Raw genomic sequence first — 19,439 nt, 5'->3', positions numbered from 1 at the left:
TCTTATCCAGAGAGGTTATCAATATTAGGTGTCATTACAAAAGAATCGATAGAAAAGACACACTATCGATTGTTATTCATCAGTTAAAAACTCAATTTTTTATCGGCAATTCAGGCCATTTGACTCAAGCCATGAAGTTTTCATCATTATCTCACCGATTGCTCGCAGTCGATAAACAACATCCCAAGTGATGCGAAGAATCATGGCTATGAAGTATTAGATATTAGCCAGCAAGGGGTAATGCTGCGCTATTTGATCAGACGATAATCATATATTTAAGATAATAAAAAACCATCAGTGATACACACTCACTGATGGTTCAGGTGATGAAACTAACCACTGATAACCTGCTGTCCATCCAACCTGAATATCTTATCCGCCAACCGCTCAGTCTGGGCGGGGCAATGTGACACCATCACCATGGTATATTGCTGTTTCAGCGATTCCAATAACTCCTCTATCACCTTTGTATTTTCAGGATCTAAAGAAGCCGTAGGTTCATCTAACAGTAGTATCTCTGGCTCAAGAGCTAAGGCTCTGGCCAGGCATAATCGTTGTTGCTGACCACCGGACAGTGAGGAAGCATCATTATTAAGCCTATCCTTAACCTCATCCCATAACTTCACCTGTATCAGCACTTTCTCACAGCGCGCCACGGCTTGGGTCGAATCTAACCCAGCGACAATCTTAAGTGGCAATAGCAGGTTGTCAAAAATGCTACCCGGTAAGAGATTGGGAATTTGAAATACCATGCCGACTTTTCGGCGCAGCAGAGGCAGATGCTTATGGGCAAGCAGATGGACATCGACCTCACCTTCGGACAATTTCAAACAAATACTGCCGATCATCTCATGCCTGTCGAAACAATCGTTGAGCCTGTTTAACGCCCGCAACAGGGTTGTTTTTCCACAACCCGATGGGCCGGTCAGCATGTGCAACTGGCCCTTGAGTAGCTGTAAGTTCACATCACGGAGGATCTTTGTATCGGCAAATTGAATACTGACGTTCTCAAGGTGACCGACGATATCACCTCGGGGATCTCCGGCAATATCTAACATATAGACTCCTTTTTAATGCTCTTTGCAGATCCAAATATATTGCGGTTGCGACGACTGACGATAGCAGCAAGCAGGGTAAAGATAATACTGGTCAAGGTAAGCAGGACTAACGCCGCGCCGAAAGCCATATTCAACTCTTGTTGTGATTGATACTGAGCACTGTAATAAAAAATCGTGAATGGCAGCGCTTCGAATCGCTGCAGTAATCCACCGGGTAAGCCTGCATTTGCAACGGCGCCCGTTAACATGATCACGGCAGTATCTTCAGCCGCCCTGCCTATCGCCAGCATGAGTCCACTCATTATTCCTGAGCTGGCTTGCGGCAGTAGCAAACGATAGGTGACTTGCCATTGAGTCATACCTAAGGCCGCTCCCGTAACCGACAACTGTTTTGACAAGCAGCTCAGGGCATTTTGCGTCGCGCAGGCGATATAGGGAAGAATAAGCAGGGCTAAACAGAACGACGCAAGCAGGAGGCTTGCATTAGCCTGAGGAAAGAAACTCCCCCGCAGAAGTAAAATCAGGCTAAAACCAAATAACCCCATAAGAATAGACGGGATCCCAGCCAGGATATCGACCGCCAAACCAAACACTTTCTGAGCGGGCTTGTCTGGCGCACTCGCAAGCCAAATACCACTTGCAATTCCCGGCACCGAAGCCAAAGAAACCGCACATAAGACCACGGTGAGAGTGCCTACACAGGCAGGCCATATGCCCTCCCATACAGGCTGTAGCCCCATCATTGCGGCCAGTGGCGCCGTATCACCGAAAAAGAGTGGCTGCTCTAATGTCGGCAAGCCCTTAATCAAGATAAAACCGATTAATATCAGTACGATACTAATTAATAAAAAGGCACACAGCTTGCCCCAATAGCCTATCAAGCGACTCATTCTGGCTGCACCAGGCGTTGTCGTCCCACCAGATAACGCGATAGCAGACAGATGCATGCACTACAGATTAACAGCAGCATTCCAGCCGCAAACAAGGAGTTATAGGCTTCACTGCCTTGATCGGTCGCGATCACCAGGGCGATATGTGCAGTCAGGCTACGAATGGCATCGAAGACTCCAGAAGGCAGTTGCGTCGCATTTCCCGCTAACATCAAAGGGAGCATGGTATCCCCTATTGCCCGGTTAAATCCGAGTAAAGCAGCGCCGCATATATTGACCCTGCAATGGGGCAAAATAACGTGCATATAGGTTTGCTCGGGGCTAAACCCCAACGCCTGGGCACCCAGCGCATATTGCTGCCATAACGGTGTAGTAATGTTATCCAGCATGACACAGATAACAGGCAAAATGAGCAATATCAGCATGCAGACAGCGGCAAATAGACTGTAACCTGAACCTAGTTGCAAGCCGTTACGCAGAAGCGGCAGGAGTAGAAAAAGAGCCGCCAGACCATAAACTACGGTTGGTATCGCGGCCATAAATCTAAGCAGAGCTCGCAAGAGAGCAACCAGCCAGCGCTGGCGCGATAACAGGCAGAAGCTATTGAGCCCCATGGCGATAACAGAGGCGACCGATGTAGAGATGAAAGCCAGTGACAGGGTACCAAAGACCATGGCCAAGATGCCAAAATGCCCCTGCTCTGGCTGCCATTTCAGACTGAAAACAGAAGTCGTTTCCGTAAAGAAAACCGGTAGAGAAAACCAAATCAAGAAACAAAATACAGCAAACAGCAGCAGGCCGCTGGTGACCACTAAGGTCATCAGCAAGCCTTGCATCCAGCTATTTTGCTTAAGCGTAAGCTTATGGCTTTGCATCAAAAACTTCTGTCAACAGACCTCAGATTAATTCCAGAGAGTGTGGTTATTGCTTTGCGTCGAGTGCAATATAACCCGATGCCTGGATATGCTTCGCACCTTGCTTACTATAGATGTAATCGATAAAGGCCTGAGTCAGACCATCAGGTAGCCCCTTCGTATTCATGTATAAGCGTCGCACCACAGGATATTCTCCTGAAGCACAGGCCTCTTGAGTGGGCATAATATGGTTATACGTTGGCGCTTTTACCATGTTATCGATGTAACCCACGCTAGAGTAACCGATAGCCCCAATGTCTTGTGACACTGCGGTTTTCATCGCACCATTGGATGGTACTATGTTTGCGTTTGCAGCAAGCTGCGCACCTTTTAACAGCTTCTTGCTGAACACAGAGCGGGTACCACTCGCTTCATCGCGACTAAAGAGGTGTATCTGTCTGTCTTGACCACCGAGCTCGCGCCAGTTAGTAATTTTCCCCCGGTAAATGTCGATAATCTGCTGCTGGCTTAGATCATCGACCGGGTTCTGTGGATGAATGATAACGGCGACACCATCGATAGCGAAGGCGAATGAATTCAGTCCTAAGTTCATCTCTTTATTCTTTAAGGCACGGCCGGTATTGCCGATATCCACCAGCCCTTTGGCCACCTGCTGAACACCGACGCCCGAACCGCCACCGGCGATGGTGATACGAATGTTGGGGTTATGCCCCATGATCTGTCTTGCCGCCCTCTTCATCACCGGAATATGTGCGGTACCACCAGCGATGTTTAGCTGACCACTCATCTTATCGAAAGCAGAGAGTTCATCGGCAATAAGTGGACTCGATATGAACAAGGTAAAAATCGCCATTAAGCGAACAGAGCAGGTTTTAAACATCATAATAATTCCAAGCAGTTAAATGGATGCTGAATTAGCAGTGACAGAAGATCATTCGGTAAGGTGGGCAATTATTGCTATTAACGCCTTAGGAGCAAGGGGTTTATCTGTTTTTTGCCACCTGTGTCGGCAACTTTTCAGGTTAAATGGGCTATCAGGACAAATTGACCACTAAATTAGCAACAAATTGATAATTGGATGTCAGGCTGAGTCGTCGACATCAATAACAGAGTACTCTTTGATACTAGACGTTTCTACAAGACGTTTCATACAAGACTTTTTTCAATGCTTATCTTAGAGGCTGATGTTCAAGATTAGCGCCAAGAAATTTTTATAGCTGAATCGGATAATTAATACCGACTTATAAGCTTACCTTAATAACCTTATTAGAAATACTAACCTCTAATAAATACCTAACTACATTAATCTGCTATATAATTAGCGCTACATAACAGGCTTAATTATAATTATCGAACCAATCACATTATTTCCTTCACTTTGAAGATAAAATACCCGATATAAATTTAGCCTTAATATTTACAATATTGAATAAAGTGTCTCAACACTTTCTCTCGAGCTCGATGCTTTGCTTCAACAAAGAGTTAAGTAAATATAATTTTTCATCAATGGAGTCGATGTTCATGCCGCAAGGTGAAGATAAAATCATCAGGAATCTGGAAGTAAAAGGTAAAGAGGCGAAAGATATTTATCAAATATCATCAGGGGCAAGCAACCACTTCTCCACCAGCCAGACAGAGATCCAAGTTGGAATAAGTGATATCCACTTAGGCGCCAAGTTACAACTTGAAGCGATCGCCAGACGTGGGTGGGATGAATTAGAGAATATCACCGACAGAGAGCTGCGCACAAAGATGTCTAAACTTCGCCATTGGCGCAAGAGGTAGACGAGAGAGTATAGTAGCCTCCCAGAGTAAGAGCCTTATCACTAAGGCTCTTCAGGCTTAATCATCCCCTAACCACTTATATCGTAAGCACAGCCAAAGTCAGGCTGCATGTCAGCAGCACAAGAGCACTTAGGGCGATAATCGTGCGCAATGTTTTGTCGAACTCCATTGAACCTCCCACACCCAAAATAACATGTTGATTAAGAGTCTGAAATTGAGTATTAAGTACTTTGGTCTAGCTAGTCTAGCTTAACCAGAAAAGGATATATGGCGTCACTGAAGTGGGTCTTCAGTCTCATATCGGTCTGTTCAATTAACATGACCGCCAATCCGAGTTCATTGGCAATCTGTATAGACTGTTCCACATTCAAGATCATCATGGCAGTCGCATAGCCATCGGCTACAGCGCACTGGCGATGAAGCACGGTCGCCGAGACCAGATTGCTTTCGACCGGCATTCCGGTTACTGGATCGATTATGTGACTCAGCTGTCTGTCATCGCTTTGGATAAAATTCACATAGCTACCCGAGGTCGCCATCGACATACCTTTAAGAGTGATAAGTTGCTGTATCTCCAAGCTGAACCTCTGCGGTCGGGTCACGGCAACTCTCCACTCTCGCCCCCTGACACCGACTCCGCGCGTCCGCACCTCTCCCCCTATCTCTACCAGATAATTAAGTACACCCGCGCCATCAAGCACTTTGGCGACACGATCCACTCCATAACCCTTCGCCACCGCCGAAGGGTTGATATTCAGCCCTCGAATCACTTTGGTCACGCTTCCCGAATCCAGGGTAAATCCATCCATGCCCGTTTTCGAGCGAGCCAGCTCCAGCTGACCACGGTCTTTATGTTGCAGATCTCTGGGCTTAACACCAAAACCCCAGAACTCGATCACGGGACCTAAGGTCACATCGAGCGCACCATAGGTTTGCGCCGATACGCTCTTCGATATCTGCAGTACATCCCAAAGCCGTTCAGATACAGGGATAGGACTATCAGCATCGTTTAAGTTGAATACGGATATTTCGGAGTCCTCACGATAAACCGACAGAGTGCTGTTTACCCTCTCCAACTCCTGCTCCACTAACGCCTTTACCTGCTGTTTCGTCACCAAACTGTCCTGCAGGCGCAACTGTACCGTGTAGCTCGTTCCCATCGTATTACCGGTAATCTGCTCGATATTGATATGCGCCCATGCCTGAGACATAAGCAAAAGGAACAATAACCAGGTCATCATCAGGAGTTTCATGCTAAACCTCATCATTGATGAAAAAAATGCCGTTCACTGAAGTGAACGGCATACTCTATTTAAGCAGATGCTATCGATTATTTTGCGGCAGCTTCTTTACCAGCAATACGACCAAACACGGTAATATCGGTAATGGCGTTACCACCCAGGCGGTTAGAGCCATGAGTCATACCGGTAACTTCACCGGCCGCAAACAGACCGGCAATAACCTTACCTTGGGTATCCAGTACACGGGTATGGGTATCTGTCATCAAGCCACCCATAGTGTGATGAACTGATGGCTTAGCTACCAGCATATAGAAAGGAGGCTTCATAATAGTCTTCAGTCCACCACGATGATTAAACTCTTTATCATCACCCGCTTTAGCAAACTGATTGACACGTCCAACCTGAGCCATCAGTGCCTTTTCATCGATACCAAACTTACCAGCCAGCTCTTCGATTGAGTCAGCCTTAAACATCATGCCTTTACGGTTAAGCTCACCGAACTCATCCTTATGGACACCGACTACACCGGCGATATCTTCAATCTCACCACCCCAAAGCACATAAGCCTGCTGATTTGTCTGAGCCAGAATTGCACGGCTGATCACGTCACGACGTTCCAGCTCTTCAACGAAACGATGCCCTTCTTTGTTGACAACGATTGCGCCGAAGAAGCGAGAATCGGCAATCAAAGAGATCACACCGGTATCGATATGACAGATAGGGTAGGTCTGAATAGACTCCATGTTATGAGTCTTGGCGTTAAGCTTCTCGGCCATCACGATACCATCGCCCATGATGCCGCGTGCGTTGGTTGTACCGTAGCGGTTATCCAGCTCAGGGACATACTTGGTACGCATAGCCACGTTAGCACCGAAACCACCGGTGGCCATGATAACGCCACGCTTGGCGTAATAGGTGATCTGCTGCCCATTCTTCTCGGCTTCTACACCGATCACGCGTCCGCTCTGATCTTTAATCAAAGCCGTTGCGGTCGTGCGGGTGTGAATTGGGATCTGCAGCTCATCGGTTTTTGCCATAAACTTGCTGATCCACTCGGCGCCGGTATGGTTACGGGGGATCAGGGCACGCTTAACGCTGTGACCACCAAATTGGAATAGCTGATCTTTGTAAAAATCAACCTTGATATAGTCCCTTAACCACTCTGCGGCAGGCAGTGCCTGCTCGGCCAGAATCTGCACCATCTCAGGATCGCCCAGATAGTCGCCGCCCTTAAGGGTATCTTTAACAAACAGATCGATGCTGTCTTCGATGCCCATCTTCTTCTGAACCCAGTTACCCGGCACGTTCATCTGGCCACCGGTGATCAAGCTGTTACCACCGACTGTCGGCATCTTCTCGATGATCACGACGTTAGCACCGGCATTTTTAGCCGTAATAGCGGCGCTGAAACCTGCACCGCCAGAACCTATGATAACCACGTCGAAGTTCTGTTCACTGGCAATCAGATCCTTCGACTTATCATTGCTCTTGGCCATACCGGCAACTAAGGTGACGCCGGCGGCAGCAAGAGAGCTCTCGACAGCCTCTTTAAATGCCCCACTGGTGATTGTCGCACCACTGATACCATCGACTTGGGTGCTGTTATTGGCTATCATCGCATCTTTCATCTCGGTAAATACCGACGCCGCCAACACCTTATTTTCATTCTGTTTCAGGACGCTGATATCCACCAGCTGACCATTTTTAGTCTCGGTCTGTACCTGGATCTCTCCATGTTTACCGAATGCAGAGCCTTCGCTCTTCGTTAGCTGGTCAGCCTCTTTTACTGAGCAGCCCATGACCAGTGCCACAATTGCACTGGCAATAATTGTCTTTTTAATCACTTTATTATTCCTGTTAGGTCAATCTGGTATTAGAAGGTGAAACCAACTGCAACGCCGTATTCGATGCCATCATTAGGCGCCGCTCCCCAGCTGTCGAAGTGAGTCATATGCAACTTGGTATAGAAAGACTCAGTCATACTCGTCTTTAGGGTGGTGATGATCTGATGACCGTAGCTGTCGTAACCTAAGGTACTCATATGGTCTTCATCACGGTCGATCTGCCCCTCATAGTTAACAGACAGGGAGTGCTTAAGTCCCATTGCCGAGAAGGGATAACGAGCGTTGATCACCGCGGCATAACCACTGATGCCATCGAAGCTGGCACCGGTTGGGTCGAAATGGGCTGCAGAGTAGTTAAGACCAACACCGGCATTGATAAAGAGAGCGCCATACTTACGGTTGGTGGTCACCCCCAGATATAGGTTGTCTTCCATCACTGTGCGGTTAGAGACCAGGAAGTTCTGCCCCCAAAAGTTGTAACTTGTATCACCAATCTGCTTATCTACGATAAGCAGTGACTTAACGGTCAGCTTGCCATCTTTACCGTGTTGAGCATCTTTCACCTCCCCCGGATTTTCAAGCTTCACATAAGCCAGTAGTGTGCCCCAGTCGGCTTTATTGAAATGTGTCAATTTAACAAATGGCTGGTCATATGCCCCGCCGTTATCAGACTTAGTATCCGAGGTGTATGCCTTATATCCTAAGTCGACCGAGGTTGCAGACATTGCAGGCGCCATCACTAAGGCTGCCAATGCTGTGGCAAGTTGCTTTTTCATTAAAATATTCCTTAATTTCAAGATTCCCAGATAGGATAAAGAAATAATCAATATTCTTTGTGAGCCAACTCCTGTAATAATTTCAGTTCATATAAAGTGTGTGGGTTAGAGAAGTAAAACAGGTATAAAACAAAACAACATAGAGTTCACCCACATTATTAACGTGAAAAATACGTCAAAATAAAAAACGCATTAATATAGTTTCGTGAAAATTACGTCAAAACAATTAAGAGCAGCAAAGATTATATAAAGACACAATTAATTAAAACCAAACCAAACTAATTAGTAATAACGTCCTTAATAAATACCAAAAAAATTTTCCAGTATTAAACAAGATTACTTTAAGGAGGACTAGAGATAGTGATTAGAGGGAATGATTAAAGGTAATAGTTAAGCTGTGAAGTGTATTAAGTATCCCGGCTACGGACGCGTTGTCGTAGCCAGGACAGCTCTTTCGTATTTTAGAGGGGGTGTTAAGAGGGCCGTATGATGAGCGTAGCCCTGAAGGAGTTATGATCGTTACTGGTCGAATAGTGCCAATTAAGCTGTTTTGCCAACCTTTCGACTAACATCAAGCCCAGCCCGAAGCCGCTGGAGTTATGCAGGGACAGCGGGTTAACGATATCGATTCTGTTACCAGCCTGAACGATGGAGATACCTTTAGCACCATGCTCTAAGCTGTTACGCACTAAGTTGTTCAGCACAATAGTTAAAGGCTCCTTGAGCACAAACAGCTCGGTTTCATCGCACTTCAGTTCGACCGGTACATCACTCCCCTGAGCATATTTTTGATCATAGATGATGCTTTCCAGTAGAGATGCCAGCTTCACATTACTGCTATTCATCGGGCTGCAATCTGAGCTCATCAGCCATAGCAGTGTCTCGGTGATCGATTTCATCTGAGTCGTTGCCTGACTGGCATGTAGGGTTGGTCCCGTCAGCTTTCCCTGCTGCAGGGTCAGAATATCGAATGAAGACTGACATATGGCGATAGGCGTTCTCAGTTCATGGCTGGCAAACCGCAGGAAAGATAACTCGCGCTGCTGGGCCTCCTTGAGCTGTTTAATCGAGCTGTCCAGGGCATCGACGATCGATTGAAGTTCGGCATAACACTGCTTAGGGAAACGAAGCTGTTGCATCTTCTGCCAGTCGTGTTGCTTTATCGCCCGGCTGATCTCATGCACCGGCGAAATCACCCGGCTCTGTAGATACCAAGCCAGAATGGCGTTCACGGTAAATGTCATGATGACTAAGAGTAAGATGGCTGCCATGTTTTTCGGCGCAAATTCGAGATCGTGAGTCGCGTTGTAATGCAGCCACACATAGCTCTCTTGACCCTCTTGCCCCTGATGCAACATCAGGGCATCGATAAACTGCCCGTCAGTATGCTGGTGCTTCACATTTTGTGGCTTATCGGGAGCAACGCCTCCGTTTATCGCCTTCACCCGTTCCGGCACCGACTCCCAATTGGGAAATACCGTAATATTGTCTGTTTGAAAGAGATTATTTCTCGGGCTGGTATAAAGCGCTGCCGCTTGCGCCGCATTGCTCATGGTAATGTCATGCATGCTGAACATGCCGGTACACATCATGCACAACGGGATGAAACTATTGATGATCAAGGTTATCGCCAAAAAACATAAGCCATAGACCTGATAGACACGCTTTAAGCTGAGCTTAGGTTTCATCTGTATCTACCTTTAGACATAAGCCTACCCCTCGAATTGTGTGGATAAGCTTCTGCTCGAATGGCTTATCGACAATTTTACGCAGCAGATGAATGTGGCTACGTAAGCTATCACTATCGGGCAGACTATCAGGCCATAGCAATCGCTCAATCTCTTCCCGCTCAACTATTTCAGGGCTCCTGCGGGCCAATAGAGTAAGGATCTGCCATCCCGTGCGAGATAATGTCAATAACTGTCCCTGCCTATGAGCATGGTGCCCGGCAAAATCTAATTCAAGCTCCCCGATTGAGAGTAACTTGGGGGATGGACGTCGCTGAGAGACGACCCTAAGACGCGCAACTAACTCAGCCATGGCAAAAGGCTTCACCAGATAGTCATCGGCACCGACCTCAAAACCCGACAGTCTGTCCTGCAGGTTACTCCGCGCCGTCAGCATGATGATAGGTGAAATAATGCGTTGCTCTTTCCATTTTTTACATGCGGTAATTCCATCGCCATCGGGCAAGTTAAGATCGAGTATTATCGCATCGAAGGTACGACTGAATATGGCCAGTTCGGCCTGAGCGAGTGTCTCGGCATAATCACACTCGATCTCGTTTAGCTCCAGATAATGAATAATATTCTTGGCCAACAGGCGATTATCTTCGACGAGGAGAACTAACATGCGCTATATAATTTCCAGTTGATGTGCAATATGAACCAAGTTAGCCCTGTTACTGGCAGACAACTTATTTCTCATGGACTCGAGATGGTATTCCACACCGCGAACGGTAATATGAAGCTCCTGAGAGATCTCATAATTATGGAGTCCCGTCGCTGCCATTTTCAGTGCCTTGATTGCCGTTTGGTTAAATAGGTTATTTTGCCGATAAGGATTTATCTCATTATGAAAATGTTCAAACAGACTCATCTGAGCTTGTTTGAGTGTGGCCTCTAAACCGATCAAATTTATTTCACCCTGTGGATGCTTAGATAGCAGGGTAAATCGCCCGCCCCAGGCATCCGATGCAAAGTGTCTCAATGGCCAACTCATGACGGTATTCACCCCATGGCGATTGAAGAGCTTTTTCGCTTTATTCGGCTTTTCATTTTCGCACAGAACATAACAATAGGGGGACTCGAGCCGCAAGGCTTCGCCAAAGTTAATATCTGTAGGCGCGACGCGTGTCACGTATTGTTCGTGTAGCTGCTGAACTGTCGGTGATGAAGCAAACACGCCACCACGACTTCGTAATACTCTTCGTGTCAGCAGACTCTTTCGGCTGTTCTGCATATAGTCTTGATAGGCGCTATTGGCGATTCCCTGAAACCAGAACCCTCCAAAACCATGCTCGGCGATAGGAAGCTTTATATTATTGAGAATACTTTCGGCCAGGGGGCTGCTTTTGGCAGTCTCATGCCCCGACAAGCGTGTTAATTTTTCCATTTCCCCACCATCTCACACCCAATCATCACTATCTGCGGCCACTTTCAAGCCCAATTACAAACCCTTATTACAAGCTAGGGTTACAAACCAGAATTAAAACCAGCGTTACAATTTGTTAAACTCGTAACCATAACCTTACTCAAATAGCTGTAACCGATAAACGCTATTAACGGGGATCTTCTAACTACACAACAAAAACACAAAATATAAATTTATCACCTCCTGTTTTGACGCAACTTTGACGTACCTTACTTTATACTCATCTCTCCATTGCCTTAAACACCCAACGTTATGACTGCAAACAGAGCAAAGCTCGGTCCATTCGTTTGCCTAACCATTATTTGAAAGTAACAACGTCCCAGAGATAACCAACACCTCCCCTAGCGATGCTCCCTCGATTAATTAGTCCCTATTCGGTTGCGCAAAATCGTGTCAGAAAGCCAATCACTAAACCACACTTTTACTCACCAACACATAAATACAGAGTCAAAGCACAGTTTTACCACTTAAACTTGAGTTTATTGACGAAATAATTCAATTTAAAAATATAAACCAGACTCCAACCTAAACACAAGAAGACTCAAAATATTCACGTTAACGTTGAGGTATTTAAAAATTCAGAAGACAAAACAAAAAGTAAAATAAACAGCAGTATACACATCAAATCACTGAAAAATAACGAAACAACCAACAACCAGACAAGGTTAAACAATAATTAACCTTCCAGTTGGCAATACCTCTTTACTTCCTTACCAAAGAGATTTAAATTCGCGCAAAATTCAATTACCACCGATTTTACCAAGTTCAACCACACTAACAAGCCAAGCGCAGAGAAAGACAACACTTAAGGAGTTAAAAGTGAATTTTACCAACGTTGAACAGTCAAAAAATAGCACATTAGTTCCTGTATCAGGACTGTCATTTTTTGCTGTTGCCTCTGGTTTTTTAATGAGTCTGATCCCACTCTCATTACCATCATTCGGACTCAGTGAGTCTCTGGTGCCCTGGCTGGCCAGTATTTTCTATCTGGGCATACTGATAGGTGCAACCAGCATCCAGAATCTGGTTTCGAGAACCGGGCACAGAATCGCGCTGATCATCTTTCTTAGCACACTGATCCTGACGATTATCGCCATGTTGCTCGTGCCCGATGCGGGGGTGTGGTTAATAGCAAGGTTCGTTGCAGGCTTTGCCGTTGCCGGAATATTCGTGGTGATCGAATCCTGGTTACTGATGGCCGATAGCAGCAAGCAGAGAGCTAAGCGTTTGGGCTTATATATGACATCACTCTACGGCGGCAGCGCCTTAGGGCAACTGGCTATAGCTCCTATTGGTATCAGTGGTATCGCGCCCTATCTCACTGTTATCTTTCTGTTGATGCTGGCGATATTGCCGCCGCTGTTGATAAAACGTGGTCAGCCAAGCTGTGAGCAGCACCAGAAGGTGAAGCTCTGTGAACTGAGAGGAATGAGCCGTCCCGCTATTCTGGGGTGCTTAGCCTCAGGATTACTGCTTGGCCCGATATATGGCCTGATGCCTGTGTATATCAGCAGCCAGGTACAGAGTGCCGATCAGACAGGTATGCTGATGGCGGTCATCATTTTAGGCGGAATGCTGGTTCAGCCTTTAGTCAGTCATCTGTCTAGCCGGGTCAGCAAGAGCCTGTTGATGGCACTGTTCTGCCTATTCGGTACACTAGGTGTAGTTGGCGTACTGGAAGCGCAGAATTTTGTGATAATTGCGACCAGCTATCTTGTTCTGGGTGCCTGTAGCTTTGCTTTATACCCTATAGCAATCACATTGGCCTGTGATGCACTGCCGGTGGCAAAAATTGTCTCAGCAACGGAGATCATGCTGCTCAGCTATAGTGTGGGCTCGGTACTGGGACCACTGTTCGCGGCGAATCTGTCTGATTCTCCCGATGGCATCATCTTCTACCTGGGAGGCTGCCTCATCACAACCTGCATCTACATGTTGATAAAAAGCATGCAGAAAACGCACAGTGAACAGTGGCCACTGTCGCAGTGATGGGTCAATAATCAGAGATTAGCAGTGCTCAGATAAAAGAGAATACTACTGATTAACAAGCGCTTACCTGAGCCCACCGGGAAGCTATTTAGTCATTCAATAGGCTTGCGGATAACGACTCTGAAATACTTGGCCGAAGCGAAATACCGCTTCGGCCATATAGGTTCTTACTAAGAACTATAGGTTAAATGTTACTCATAACCGTGGCGGCTCACTTCAGACCAGTGCTTATCCACCTCCTCCTTGAGAAAGGCTTTCTTCTGTTCAGTTAAGGTATCGAGCGATATCCCAACCGCCTTCTGGGCACTCTCCTTGGTGCTGATATCGGGATAATTAACCTCTTTCACCTCAAGCATTTTTAAGATCTCCGCCAGCGACGTGCGCGCATATTTGGCCTGCTCGATCGCGGTATCTAACAGCTCACGGCCTTCACTTGGGTTATGGGCATATAATCCATGGGATGCCATGGCAAAATCCCAACGCCATTGTGAATGACGGATAGCCATCAGGGCATCATTGATGATAGGCCAAGTCGCACCGGCATCCCAGGCCGCCTGCGCCTCATAATGCGCCTTAACCAATAGTCCTTCAACCTCTCTGGCCTTAGCTTCTATCTCATGTTTACCCGTTTCCAGCGTCTGCATTAATGCCGCTTTATCCCCGTGGCAGCCCTGACAAGCTTGAGGGTAATGCTCTAACGCCTTACTGACTTTATGGCTGGTAAATTGATTCCCCTTATCATCACTGGTAGCCGGCATATGACAGGTAATGCAAGTTACGCCCTGCTTGGCATGTTCACTTCGACTCCAGTGCTCAAACTCAGGGTGACGCGCCTTGAGGATAGGCGTTTTAGAGATAGGGTGGATCCACTCATAGAAGCGTCTGGTATCGTAATACTTCTCGATGTCATCGGCATTGTTGCCAAAGATCCAGGGAATATTGACCTTGTTACTGCGTTCTGGCTGAAAATAGTAGCTCACATGACATTGACCACAGACCTGTGCCCCCTGCATGTTGATATCTTGTTTATCGAACGGTATATGAGCCTTAGTCATGGCGTCTTGTGCATGTGGACGTGGCAATGCCAGCTTGGCAGAGCCTTTAACATGACAATCGGTGCAGTAGACCACACTCTGGATTTCGGTGCCCAGATCGGTAAAGTTTTTTGCCGAAAAGCCTTCGACACCAAGCTCACCGATTAAACGAGGAACATCCGGAGATTTACAGGTCCAGCAGCTGGCTGACAGCCCTTTCTCTCCTTCTGCCACCGCCACTCCGGTACGCAGAGTATGGGTAACATCGGCGACGGCAAAGTGATGACCCCGAGGACTATGGTACTCTTTAGCAAAAGAGGAACCCGCCCACAGAATAATGGCAGCCGGGTAGCTTGCCAACATATCTTGTCGCTCCGTCTGCTCAGATGTAGCCAGCCAACTCTTATACTGATTAGGAAACTGCTCCTGCATGGCATTATCGAGCTTGGCATCGACTGCTCCTGCGGATGCCGGCAGGCTAACGGCAAAGACAGAGAGACACAGGCTCAGAACCGATAGCGCCTTCACTTTATTACTTTGTATAGAGATCATCTTAAATCCAACATTAAAAAACAGATAAATTGCCAGCCTTTATCGACTGGCATAAAACAAGTTAATGGGTATCAGCCCGGGCGTCCATCGGCTCTGGGGCTACATAGAATTGTCGCATAATTCCAGACGAACATTCCGAAAGCCACCGACCAGAAAGATCCTGCCAACCATAACCATAGCTGTGACTGTTCGGGTAGAAACAGCGGGATCACAGCCCTGAATATTGCCGCAATTGGCAGGCAGATAAAGGCGATAGCCATCTTAGGCCCCTCATAGATATTGCGGCTGGTATGCCCCAGTGACACGCGGGAGATCATAGAGAGGCAGATCCCGGCGAGTGTGCCTATGGCAAACAGATGCAACAGGTGACGATAGGCATTGAGGTCGTTTACGTTCCAGGCCAGCGCGAACAGAGTTATCGGCAAGAAGATATAGGCCGAGTGCAGAGACCACAACATGGGCTCTTTCAGAGTCTTATGGGGAAACCAGCGTAACCAACGAGCCAAGTGAAGTGCCCCGGCGGCAATTAATAATACCTGCTCAAGCGCCGAAGGCATCATCTTAGTAATCGCCTGCACCACCAGCAGCGCCATTAAAACAATAAGAGAACGTTCAATGACAGCTATTGGCGTGGGCTTAGTCTGTTTAATCTTAATCGCAGTAAAGAAGGGGATCACGCGTCCGCCGACTATGGTAATTAGCAGGCCTAACCACCATAGCATTGCCTGCCATATATGATTACTTAAGGTGAAATTACGCTCGCTGAGTGCGTAATAGCTAAGAAGGTTAATCCCTAACGCAACCGCCAGCATGATAGGAAAGCCGATATTGTGCCACTGCTTAACTTTATAGATGCAGCGCCACAGCTTAATCGCGGTGAATGCGAGGAACAGTGAATCAAACAGCGCCGGCAGCCACAGGGGGATCTCAAAGGGGGCGAGCAGTAACAGTCGGGCAGACAACCAGCAGCCGAAGGTGACGGCAAGCGGCCAGCCCTTCATACCGGGTTGATTGGTCCAGGTTTGTACCGAGGTCAGCAGGAAGCCACACACAATCGCTAACGCGAAGCCGAACAGCATCTCATGGGGATGCCACCATAACGGCACGACTTTGACCCAAAACTCACTCTGAAACAGGCTATATTGCGGTAGAAACCAGGTCACCAGCCACAACGGAATATAGAGCATCGCAATGCTGGCACCACCGAGAAAGAAGGGACGAAAACCTAATCTCCATATTGCCGGAGTCTTCTCGACTGCGGCGGGGTCATCGATATTTATCATACTGGCAGGCTCCTGCTCTCAATCATCTGCATAAGTGGCAAAACAAAGGTCAAAACAAAGGTCAAAACAAGCATCTTAAATGCCACTTTGTAATTTGCCTTAGTTTATAGGTGAACTATCCCCATAACAATTGATAAACTCCGGGAATATAAATTCTGTGAACTGAACATTAAAAATAACCTATCCGGCTGATTTTACATACCTCTTTGTAAGCAAAATAGTATTGAAACCAGAACTTAAACCAGAGTTTAAAATCGTCATTATTGAAAGTGTTTGCTCGGACTGAATCTTTTGGCAAAAACTCCCCTCCATCGCTCTGACCGCAAAGGACTGTGGAAATGTGCAACAGATGTCAGGAACATCTGGCACCCTGCGCTCAGGGATAAGTACATCTGACCTCCATGGTCTTAAGTGTTCCCTACACTTCAAAGACATTTCCCATCTGACCCACACGGACGAGGGAAATGCCTGAGTGATATCAGGAATATCACAGGCCCTACGGGGCAGATGGAGTAAATACCGAAAATGTATGGAACATTTTTCGGCCATATACAAAAAAGGCGCCACACAGGCGCCATATTTAGCTCTTCATTTCACAGCCTTCCATCGAGCCGGGCTTAATACCAATCGGTATAACATCGCTAACCTACAGCTAGGTCCATTGATGAGTGCGAGCTCTACTCTTCAAATTTCACCTTTATCTTTTTTACATCATGCTGCATCTCAACTGGCTTTGGCACATGAATGGATAACACACCTTTCGCGTATTTAGCAGTGACCAGTTCGACATCCACATTGAAACCGAGCGGGATCTGTCGGTGGAATGTACCAAATGAGCGCTCTCTCAGGTGGTAACCTTTCTCATCGCTCTCCTGCTCATATTTTTTCTCGCCACGGATACTCAAATAGGTGCCCTGGATATCGACCTCTATATCTTTCTCATTCATATCCGGCAACTCGGCCTTTATCTCAAAGTATTCGCCGTACTCTTTCACATCGATGGCAGGAATCACATGGTGCTTGTCCAGCCTCGAATTAGGCCAACTCGATAACCACTCTCTGGAAAAATCATTGAAGATATTGTCCATAGCCGATCTGGGATCGTCCCGGTGAAAAATAGATGGGAAAAATGATTTCATAACAACCTCCTTCTGTTAGTTAAACTATTAGTTCAACATCGTCCTGAGTAAAACAATTAAAATTCACCACAAGAATCCGATCGCTCTCACTCTCGGATATCTCGAATAAAGTTTAGCTCAGCTAAAGGTAGACATAGTCAAATATCAAAATCTGATGATGCAGATCAAGTCTGCAGCCACAAACACTCCTGAGAGGCGAGTTAGCGTCTCTTCCTTTCATAGGCCTGGCTGATAACATCAACCTCGGCATAGATAGACTCTATGGTTTTGGCTAACTGATAGATAAGCCAGCTGTATCCCGTAAGCGAAAACTCTTGCTGCTCATCCCTGTCCAGTGATGCCAATAGCTCTTGATGAAGGTTTATCGCCATTTTTTCGGGCAGTGCCGGGAAATCGGTGCGCCGACCGGTAAGAAACTCAGAGAGCTCCAACAGGCTGCTCTGCAGTATTAATGCGACTTGGTTAACCTTTGCATAGGAGGCACTATCTTCATCCGTCCATCGGGTCTGAAGCAGCAACTCCAGCAGGGTGATCACCCGGATCTGCTTGTTCACCAGATGAGTTAATACTGACTTATATTGTTTAAGTGTCTTGCTCTCCCACTCCAGAGAGAAGAAGAGCTTCTTCTGGGTCAATACCGCCTTCATTGCAGACTCGAGCTCGGGCCTGGCATCGAATGGCTCTTTCATTGAGGCGGTAAAGTGCTTATCCAGTATGACGGCTAATATGTTTGTCGAGTGAGCTAACTGGCTGCGCCAATCCTGTTTAGCCTTTATCGGAAACACAAACAGAGAAACCAGCACGGCAATAAAACAGCCCAGCAGAATATTGGCCGTGCGCCATAGCGCCTCAAAGGTATCGTGATTTGCATCGCCAATCACGATAATCATTGTAAATCCCGCCACCAGATAGGCATAGCTGTATCGCCCGGCAGAGATAAAACAGGTCAAGCTGACCCCAAGGATCAACAAGCCCATAAGTAACCAGTAATTCTGAAAACTGACCACCAGCATGACACCATAGGCAGAGCCAATACATGTCCCCACGGCTCTTTGCATCGATTTTTCGATCGCACCACCCACCTGAGGCAAGCTCATCATAATTATCACTATAGTCACCATGCTCCAGACGAAGTGAGGCTGAGCCCAAAAAGCATTGATAATGACGGCAATAAGTAGTGCTAACCCCAGTTTCAAGGCATGAATGGCCCGAAAATGACGATAGATATAATTGGCAAAGGGTGTAGCAGGAGAAAAAACTGACATGATAAGGTAACCGGGAACAAACTGACTTCTACATGTAATTATTGCAGATATTTTAACCAATGCAGAGCCCGGATTATGAAATAGTATAAAACTGAGAGCTTCAGTCCTGATAACCCAAACAGACTCGTATCCAGGTCACATAATCCAACGCAATTCAGCTAGTGCTTCAACTCTTTAAAGCGGTTTAGCAATTTTTCCATCGACCCTGTGGACAGAGGTTTTAGCAGGTAGCCATTACACTTGCCTCTGACATTCAGAATATCGCGCCTATCACTGCTTGATGTCACCATAACGATTTTTACCGATTTTTCGGGCGAGATCATCTTGGCTCTTTCCAGACTTCTGATCTCCTCGAGTGCGTACATGCCATCAAAGAAAGGCATCGAGATATCCAAGCAGATCAGCTCATAGGGATCGTTTTCGTGCAGCGCAGTTTTGAATATCTGTACCGCTTCGGCACCATTCACGACGGCATCGACACTACCCGACAGAGATAAAATGTCTCTGTTTATATTTCTCGATACCTTATCGTCATCGGCTATGAGTATTCGCACT

General features: G+C 46.8%; 17 protein-coding genes. 2 read left to right on the top strand and 15 right to left on the bottom strand.

Annotated elements, in window-relative coordinates:
* Nucleotides 1-332: 332 nt before the first annotated feature.
* From SSED_RS03595 to SSED_RS03580, 4 genes are read right to left on the bottom strand one after another with little or no spacing between them, the layout of a single operon-like run.
* Nucleotides 333-1,058 (bottom strand): phosphate ABC transporter ATP-binding protein, encoded by a 726-nt coding sequence (locus tag SSED_RS03595; protein WP_012141048.1) that lies wholly within the window; start codon nt 1,056-1,058, stop codon nt 333-335.
* Nucleotides 1,052-1,948, bottom strand: coding sequence for a PstA family ABC transporter permease (locus SSED_RS03590; protein ID WP_012141047.1), 897 nt, complete (start codon nt 1,946-1,948; stop codon nt 1,052-1,054). The genes SSED_RS03595 and SSED_RS03590 overlap by 7 nt, the downstream gene beginning before the upstream one ends.
* Entirely contained in the window at nt 1,945-2,823 is an 879-nt protein-coding gene (locus SSED_RS03585) for a PstC family ABC transporter permease (protein WP_012141046.1), read from the bottom strand. Before SSED_RS03585 ends, SSED_RS03590 begins: the two co-directional genes overlap by 4 nt.
* Before the next feature lie 46 nt (nt 2,824-2,869).
* Nucleotides 2,870-3,706, bottom strand: coding sequence for a phosphate ABC transporter substrate-binding protein (locus SSED_RS03580; RefSeq protein ID WP_012141045.1), 837 nt, complete (start codon nt 3,704-3,706; stop codon nt 2,870-2,872).
* Between the two features lie 638 nt (nt 3,707-4,344).
* On the opposite strand from SSED_RS03580, the gene SSED_RS03575 reads away from it, so the two are divergent.
* Nucleotides 4,345-4,608, top strand: a complete 264-nt coding sequence (locus SSED_RS03575) for a hypothetical protein (RefSeq protein WP_223295945.1) — start codon at nt 4,345-4,347, stop codon at nt 4,606-4,608.
* A 239-nt stretch (nt 4,609-4,847) separates the two neighbouring features.
* Here SSED_RS03575 and SSED_RS03570 read toward each other — a convergent pair whose 3' ends face one another.
* From SSED_RS03570 to SSED_RS03545, 6 genes are all read right to left on the bottom strand, one after another.
* Nucleotides 4,848-5,861, bottom strand: a complete 1,014-nt coding sequence (locus tag SSED_RS03570) for an FAD:protein FMN transferase (protein WP_012141043.1) — start codon at nt 5,859-5,861, stop codon at nt 4,848-4,850.
* A gap of 77 nt (nt 5,862-5,938) precedes the next feature.
* Entirely contained in the window at nt 5,939-7,693 is a 1,755-nt protein-coding gene (locus SSED_RS03565; protein WP_012141042.1) for a flavocytochrome c, read from the bottom strand.
* A gap of 29 nt (nt 7,694-7,722) precedes the next feature.
* The gene (locus SSED_RS03560) at nt 7,723-8,469 is read right to left on the bottom strand and encodes an outer membrane protein OmpK (protein ID WP_012141041.1); all 747 of its coding nucleotides are present in this window, start codon (nt 8,467-8,469) and stop codon (nt 7,723-7,725) included.
* A 473-nt stretch (nt 8,470-8,942) separates the two neighbouring features.
* On the bottom strand, nt 8,943-10,157 hold the full coding sequence (locus SSED_RS03555; protein ID WP_012141040.1) for a sensor histidine kinase: 1,215 nt from the start codon (nt 10,155-10,157) through the stop codon (nt 8,943-8,945).
* Complete coding sequence (locus SSED_RS03550; protein WP_012141039.1) at nt 10,147-10,821, bottom strand: response regulator transcription factor; 675 nt, start codon at nt 10,819-10,821, stop codon at nt 10,147-10,149. The genes SSED_RS03555 and SSED_RS03550 overlap by 11 nt, the downstream gene beginning before the upstream one ends.
* Nucleotides 10,822-10,824: 3 nt before the next feature.
* Nucleotides 10,825-11,583, bottom strand: coding sequence for a response regulator transcription factor (locus SSED_RS03545; RefSeq protein WP_012141038.1), 759 nt, complete (start codon nt 11,581-11,583; stop codon nt 10,825-10,827).
* A gap of 858 nt (nt 11,584-12,441) precedes the next feature.
* Here SSED_RS03545 and SSED_RS03540 point away from each other — a divergent pair.
* A complete protein-coding gene (locus SSED_RS03540; protein ID WP_012141037.1) occupies nt 12,442-13,611 on the top strand; it encodes an MFS transporter in 1,170 nt (389 codons plus the stop codon).
* Between the two features lie 191 nt (nt 13,612-13,802).
* On the opposite strand, the gene SSED_RS03535 is transcribed toward SSED_RS03540, so the two are convergent.
* The 5 genes from SSED_RS03535 to SSED_RS03515 form a co-directional block, all read right to left on the bottom strand.
* Nucleotides 13,803-15,197: an ammonia-forming cytochrome c nitrite reductase subunit c552 gene (locus SSED_RS03535; protein ID WP_012141036.1), complete on the bottom strand. Its 1,395-nt coding sequence runs from the start codon at nt 15,195-15,197 to the stop codon at nt 13,803-13,805.
* Nucleotides 15,198-15,268: 71 nt separating this feature from the next.
* Nucleotides 15,269-16,480 carry an NnrS family protein gene (locus SSED_RS03530; protein ID WP_012141035.1) on the bottom strand — a complete coding sequence of 404 codons (1,212 nt, stop codon included), beginning with the start codon at nt 16,478-16,480 and terminating at the stop codon, nt 15,269-15,271.
* A gap of 677 nt (nt 16,481-17,157) precedes the next feature.
* A complete protein-coding gene (locus SSED_RS03525; RefSeq protein WP_012141034.1) occupies nt 17,158-17,619 on the bottom strand; it encodes an Hsp20/alpha crystallin family protein in 462 nt (153 codons plus the stop codon).
* A 200-nt stretch (nt 17,620-17,819) separates the two neighbouring features.
* Complete coding sequence (locus tag SSED_RS03520) at nt 17,820-18,884, bottom strand: FUSC family protein (RefSeq protein ID WP_012141033.1); 1,065 nt, start codon at nt 18,882-18,884, stop codon at nt 17,820-17,822.
* A 158-nt stretch (nt 18,885-19,042) separates the two neighbouring features.
* The gene (locus tag SSED_RS03515; RefSeq protein WP_012141032.1) at nt 19,043-19,438 is read right to left on the bottom strand and encodes a response regulator; all 396 of its coding nucleotides are present in this window, start codon (nt 19,436-19,438) and stop codon (nt 19,043-19,045) included.
* Between the last annotated feature and the right edge of the window lies 1 nt (nt 19,439).

Source organism: Shewanella sediminis HAW-EB3, assembly GCF_000018025.1.
Lineage (GTDB): Bacteria > Pseudomonadota > Gammaproteobacteria > Enterobacterales > Shewanellaceae > Shewanella > Shewanella sediminis.
This window is presented reverse-complemented; position numbering and strand designations above follow the sequence as displayed.

Excerpts from the sequence above, each read along its gene's own strand:
- SSED_RS03595 (WP_012141048.1), bottom strand. The coding sequence starts at position 1,058 with ATGTTAGATATTGCCGGAGATCCCCGAGGTGATATCGTCGGTCACCTT.
- SSED_RS03590 (WP_012141047.1), bottom strand. The coding sequence starts at position 1,948 with ATGAGTCGCTTGATAGGCTATTGGGGCAAGCTGTGTGCCTTTTTATTA.
- SSED_RS03585 (WP_012141046.1), bottom strand. The coding sequence starts at position 2,823 with ATGCAAAGCCATAAGCTTACGCTTAAGCAAAATAGCTGGATGCAAGGC.
- SSED_RS03580 (WP_012141045.1), bottom strand. The coding sequence starts at position 3,706 with ATGATGTTTAAAACCTGCTCTGTTCGCTTAATGGCGATTTTTACCTTG.
- SSED_RS03575 (WP_223295945.1), top strand. The coding sequence starts at position 4,345 with ATGCCGCAAGGTGAAGATAAAATCATCAGGAATCTGGAAGTAAAAGGT.
- SSED_RS03570 (WP_012141043.1), bottom strand. The coding sequence starts at position 5,861 with ATGAAACTCCTGATGATGACCTGGTTATTGTTCCTTTTGCTTATGTCT.
- SSED_RS03560 (WP_012141041.1), bottom strand. The coding sequence starts at position 8,469 with ATGAAAAAGCAACTTGCCACAGCATTGGCAGCCTTAGTGATGGCGCCT.
- SSED_RS03555 (WP_012141040.1), bottom strand. The coding sequence starts at position 10,157 with ATGAAACCTAAGCTCAGCTTAAAGCGTGTCTATCAGGTCTATGGCTTA.
- SSED_RS03550 (WP_012141039.1), bottom strand. The coding sequence starts at position 10,821 with ATGTTAGTTCTCCTCGTCGAAGATAATCGCCTGTTGGCCAAGAATATT.
- SSED_RS03545 (WP_012141038.1), bottom strand. The coding sequence starts at position 11,583 with ATGGAAAAATTAACACGCTTGTCGGGGCATGAGACTGCCAAAAGCAGC.
- SSED_RS03535 (WP_012141036.1), bottom strand. The coding sequence starts at position 15,197 with ATGATCTCTATACAAAGTAATAAAGTGAAGGCGCTATCGGTTCTGAGC.
- SSED_RS03530 (WP_012141035.1), bottom strand. The coding sequence starts at position 16,480 with ATGATAAATATCGATGACCCCGCCGCAGTCGAGAAGACTCCGGCAATA.
- SSED_RS03525 (WP_012141034.1), bottom strand. The coding sequence starts at position 17,619 with ATGAAATCATTTTTCCCATCTATTTTTCACCGGGACGATCCCAGATCG.
- SSED_RS03520 (WP_012141033.1), bottom strand. The coding sequence starts at position 18,884 with ATGTCAGTTTTTTCTCCTGCTACACCCTTTGCCAATTATATCTATCGT.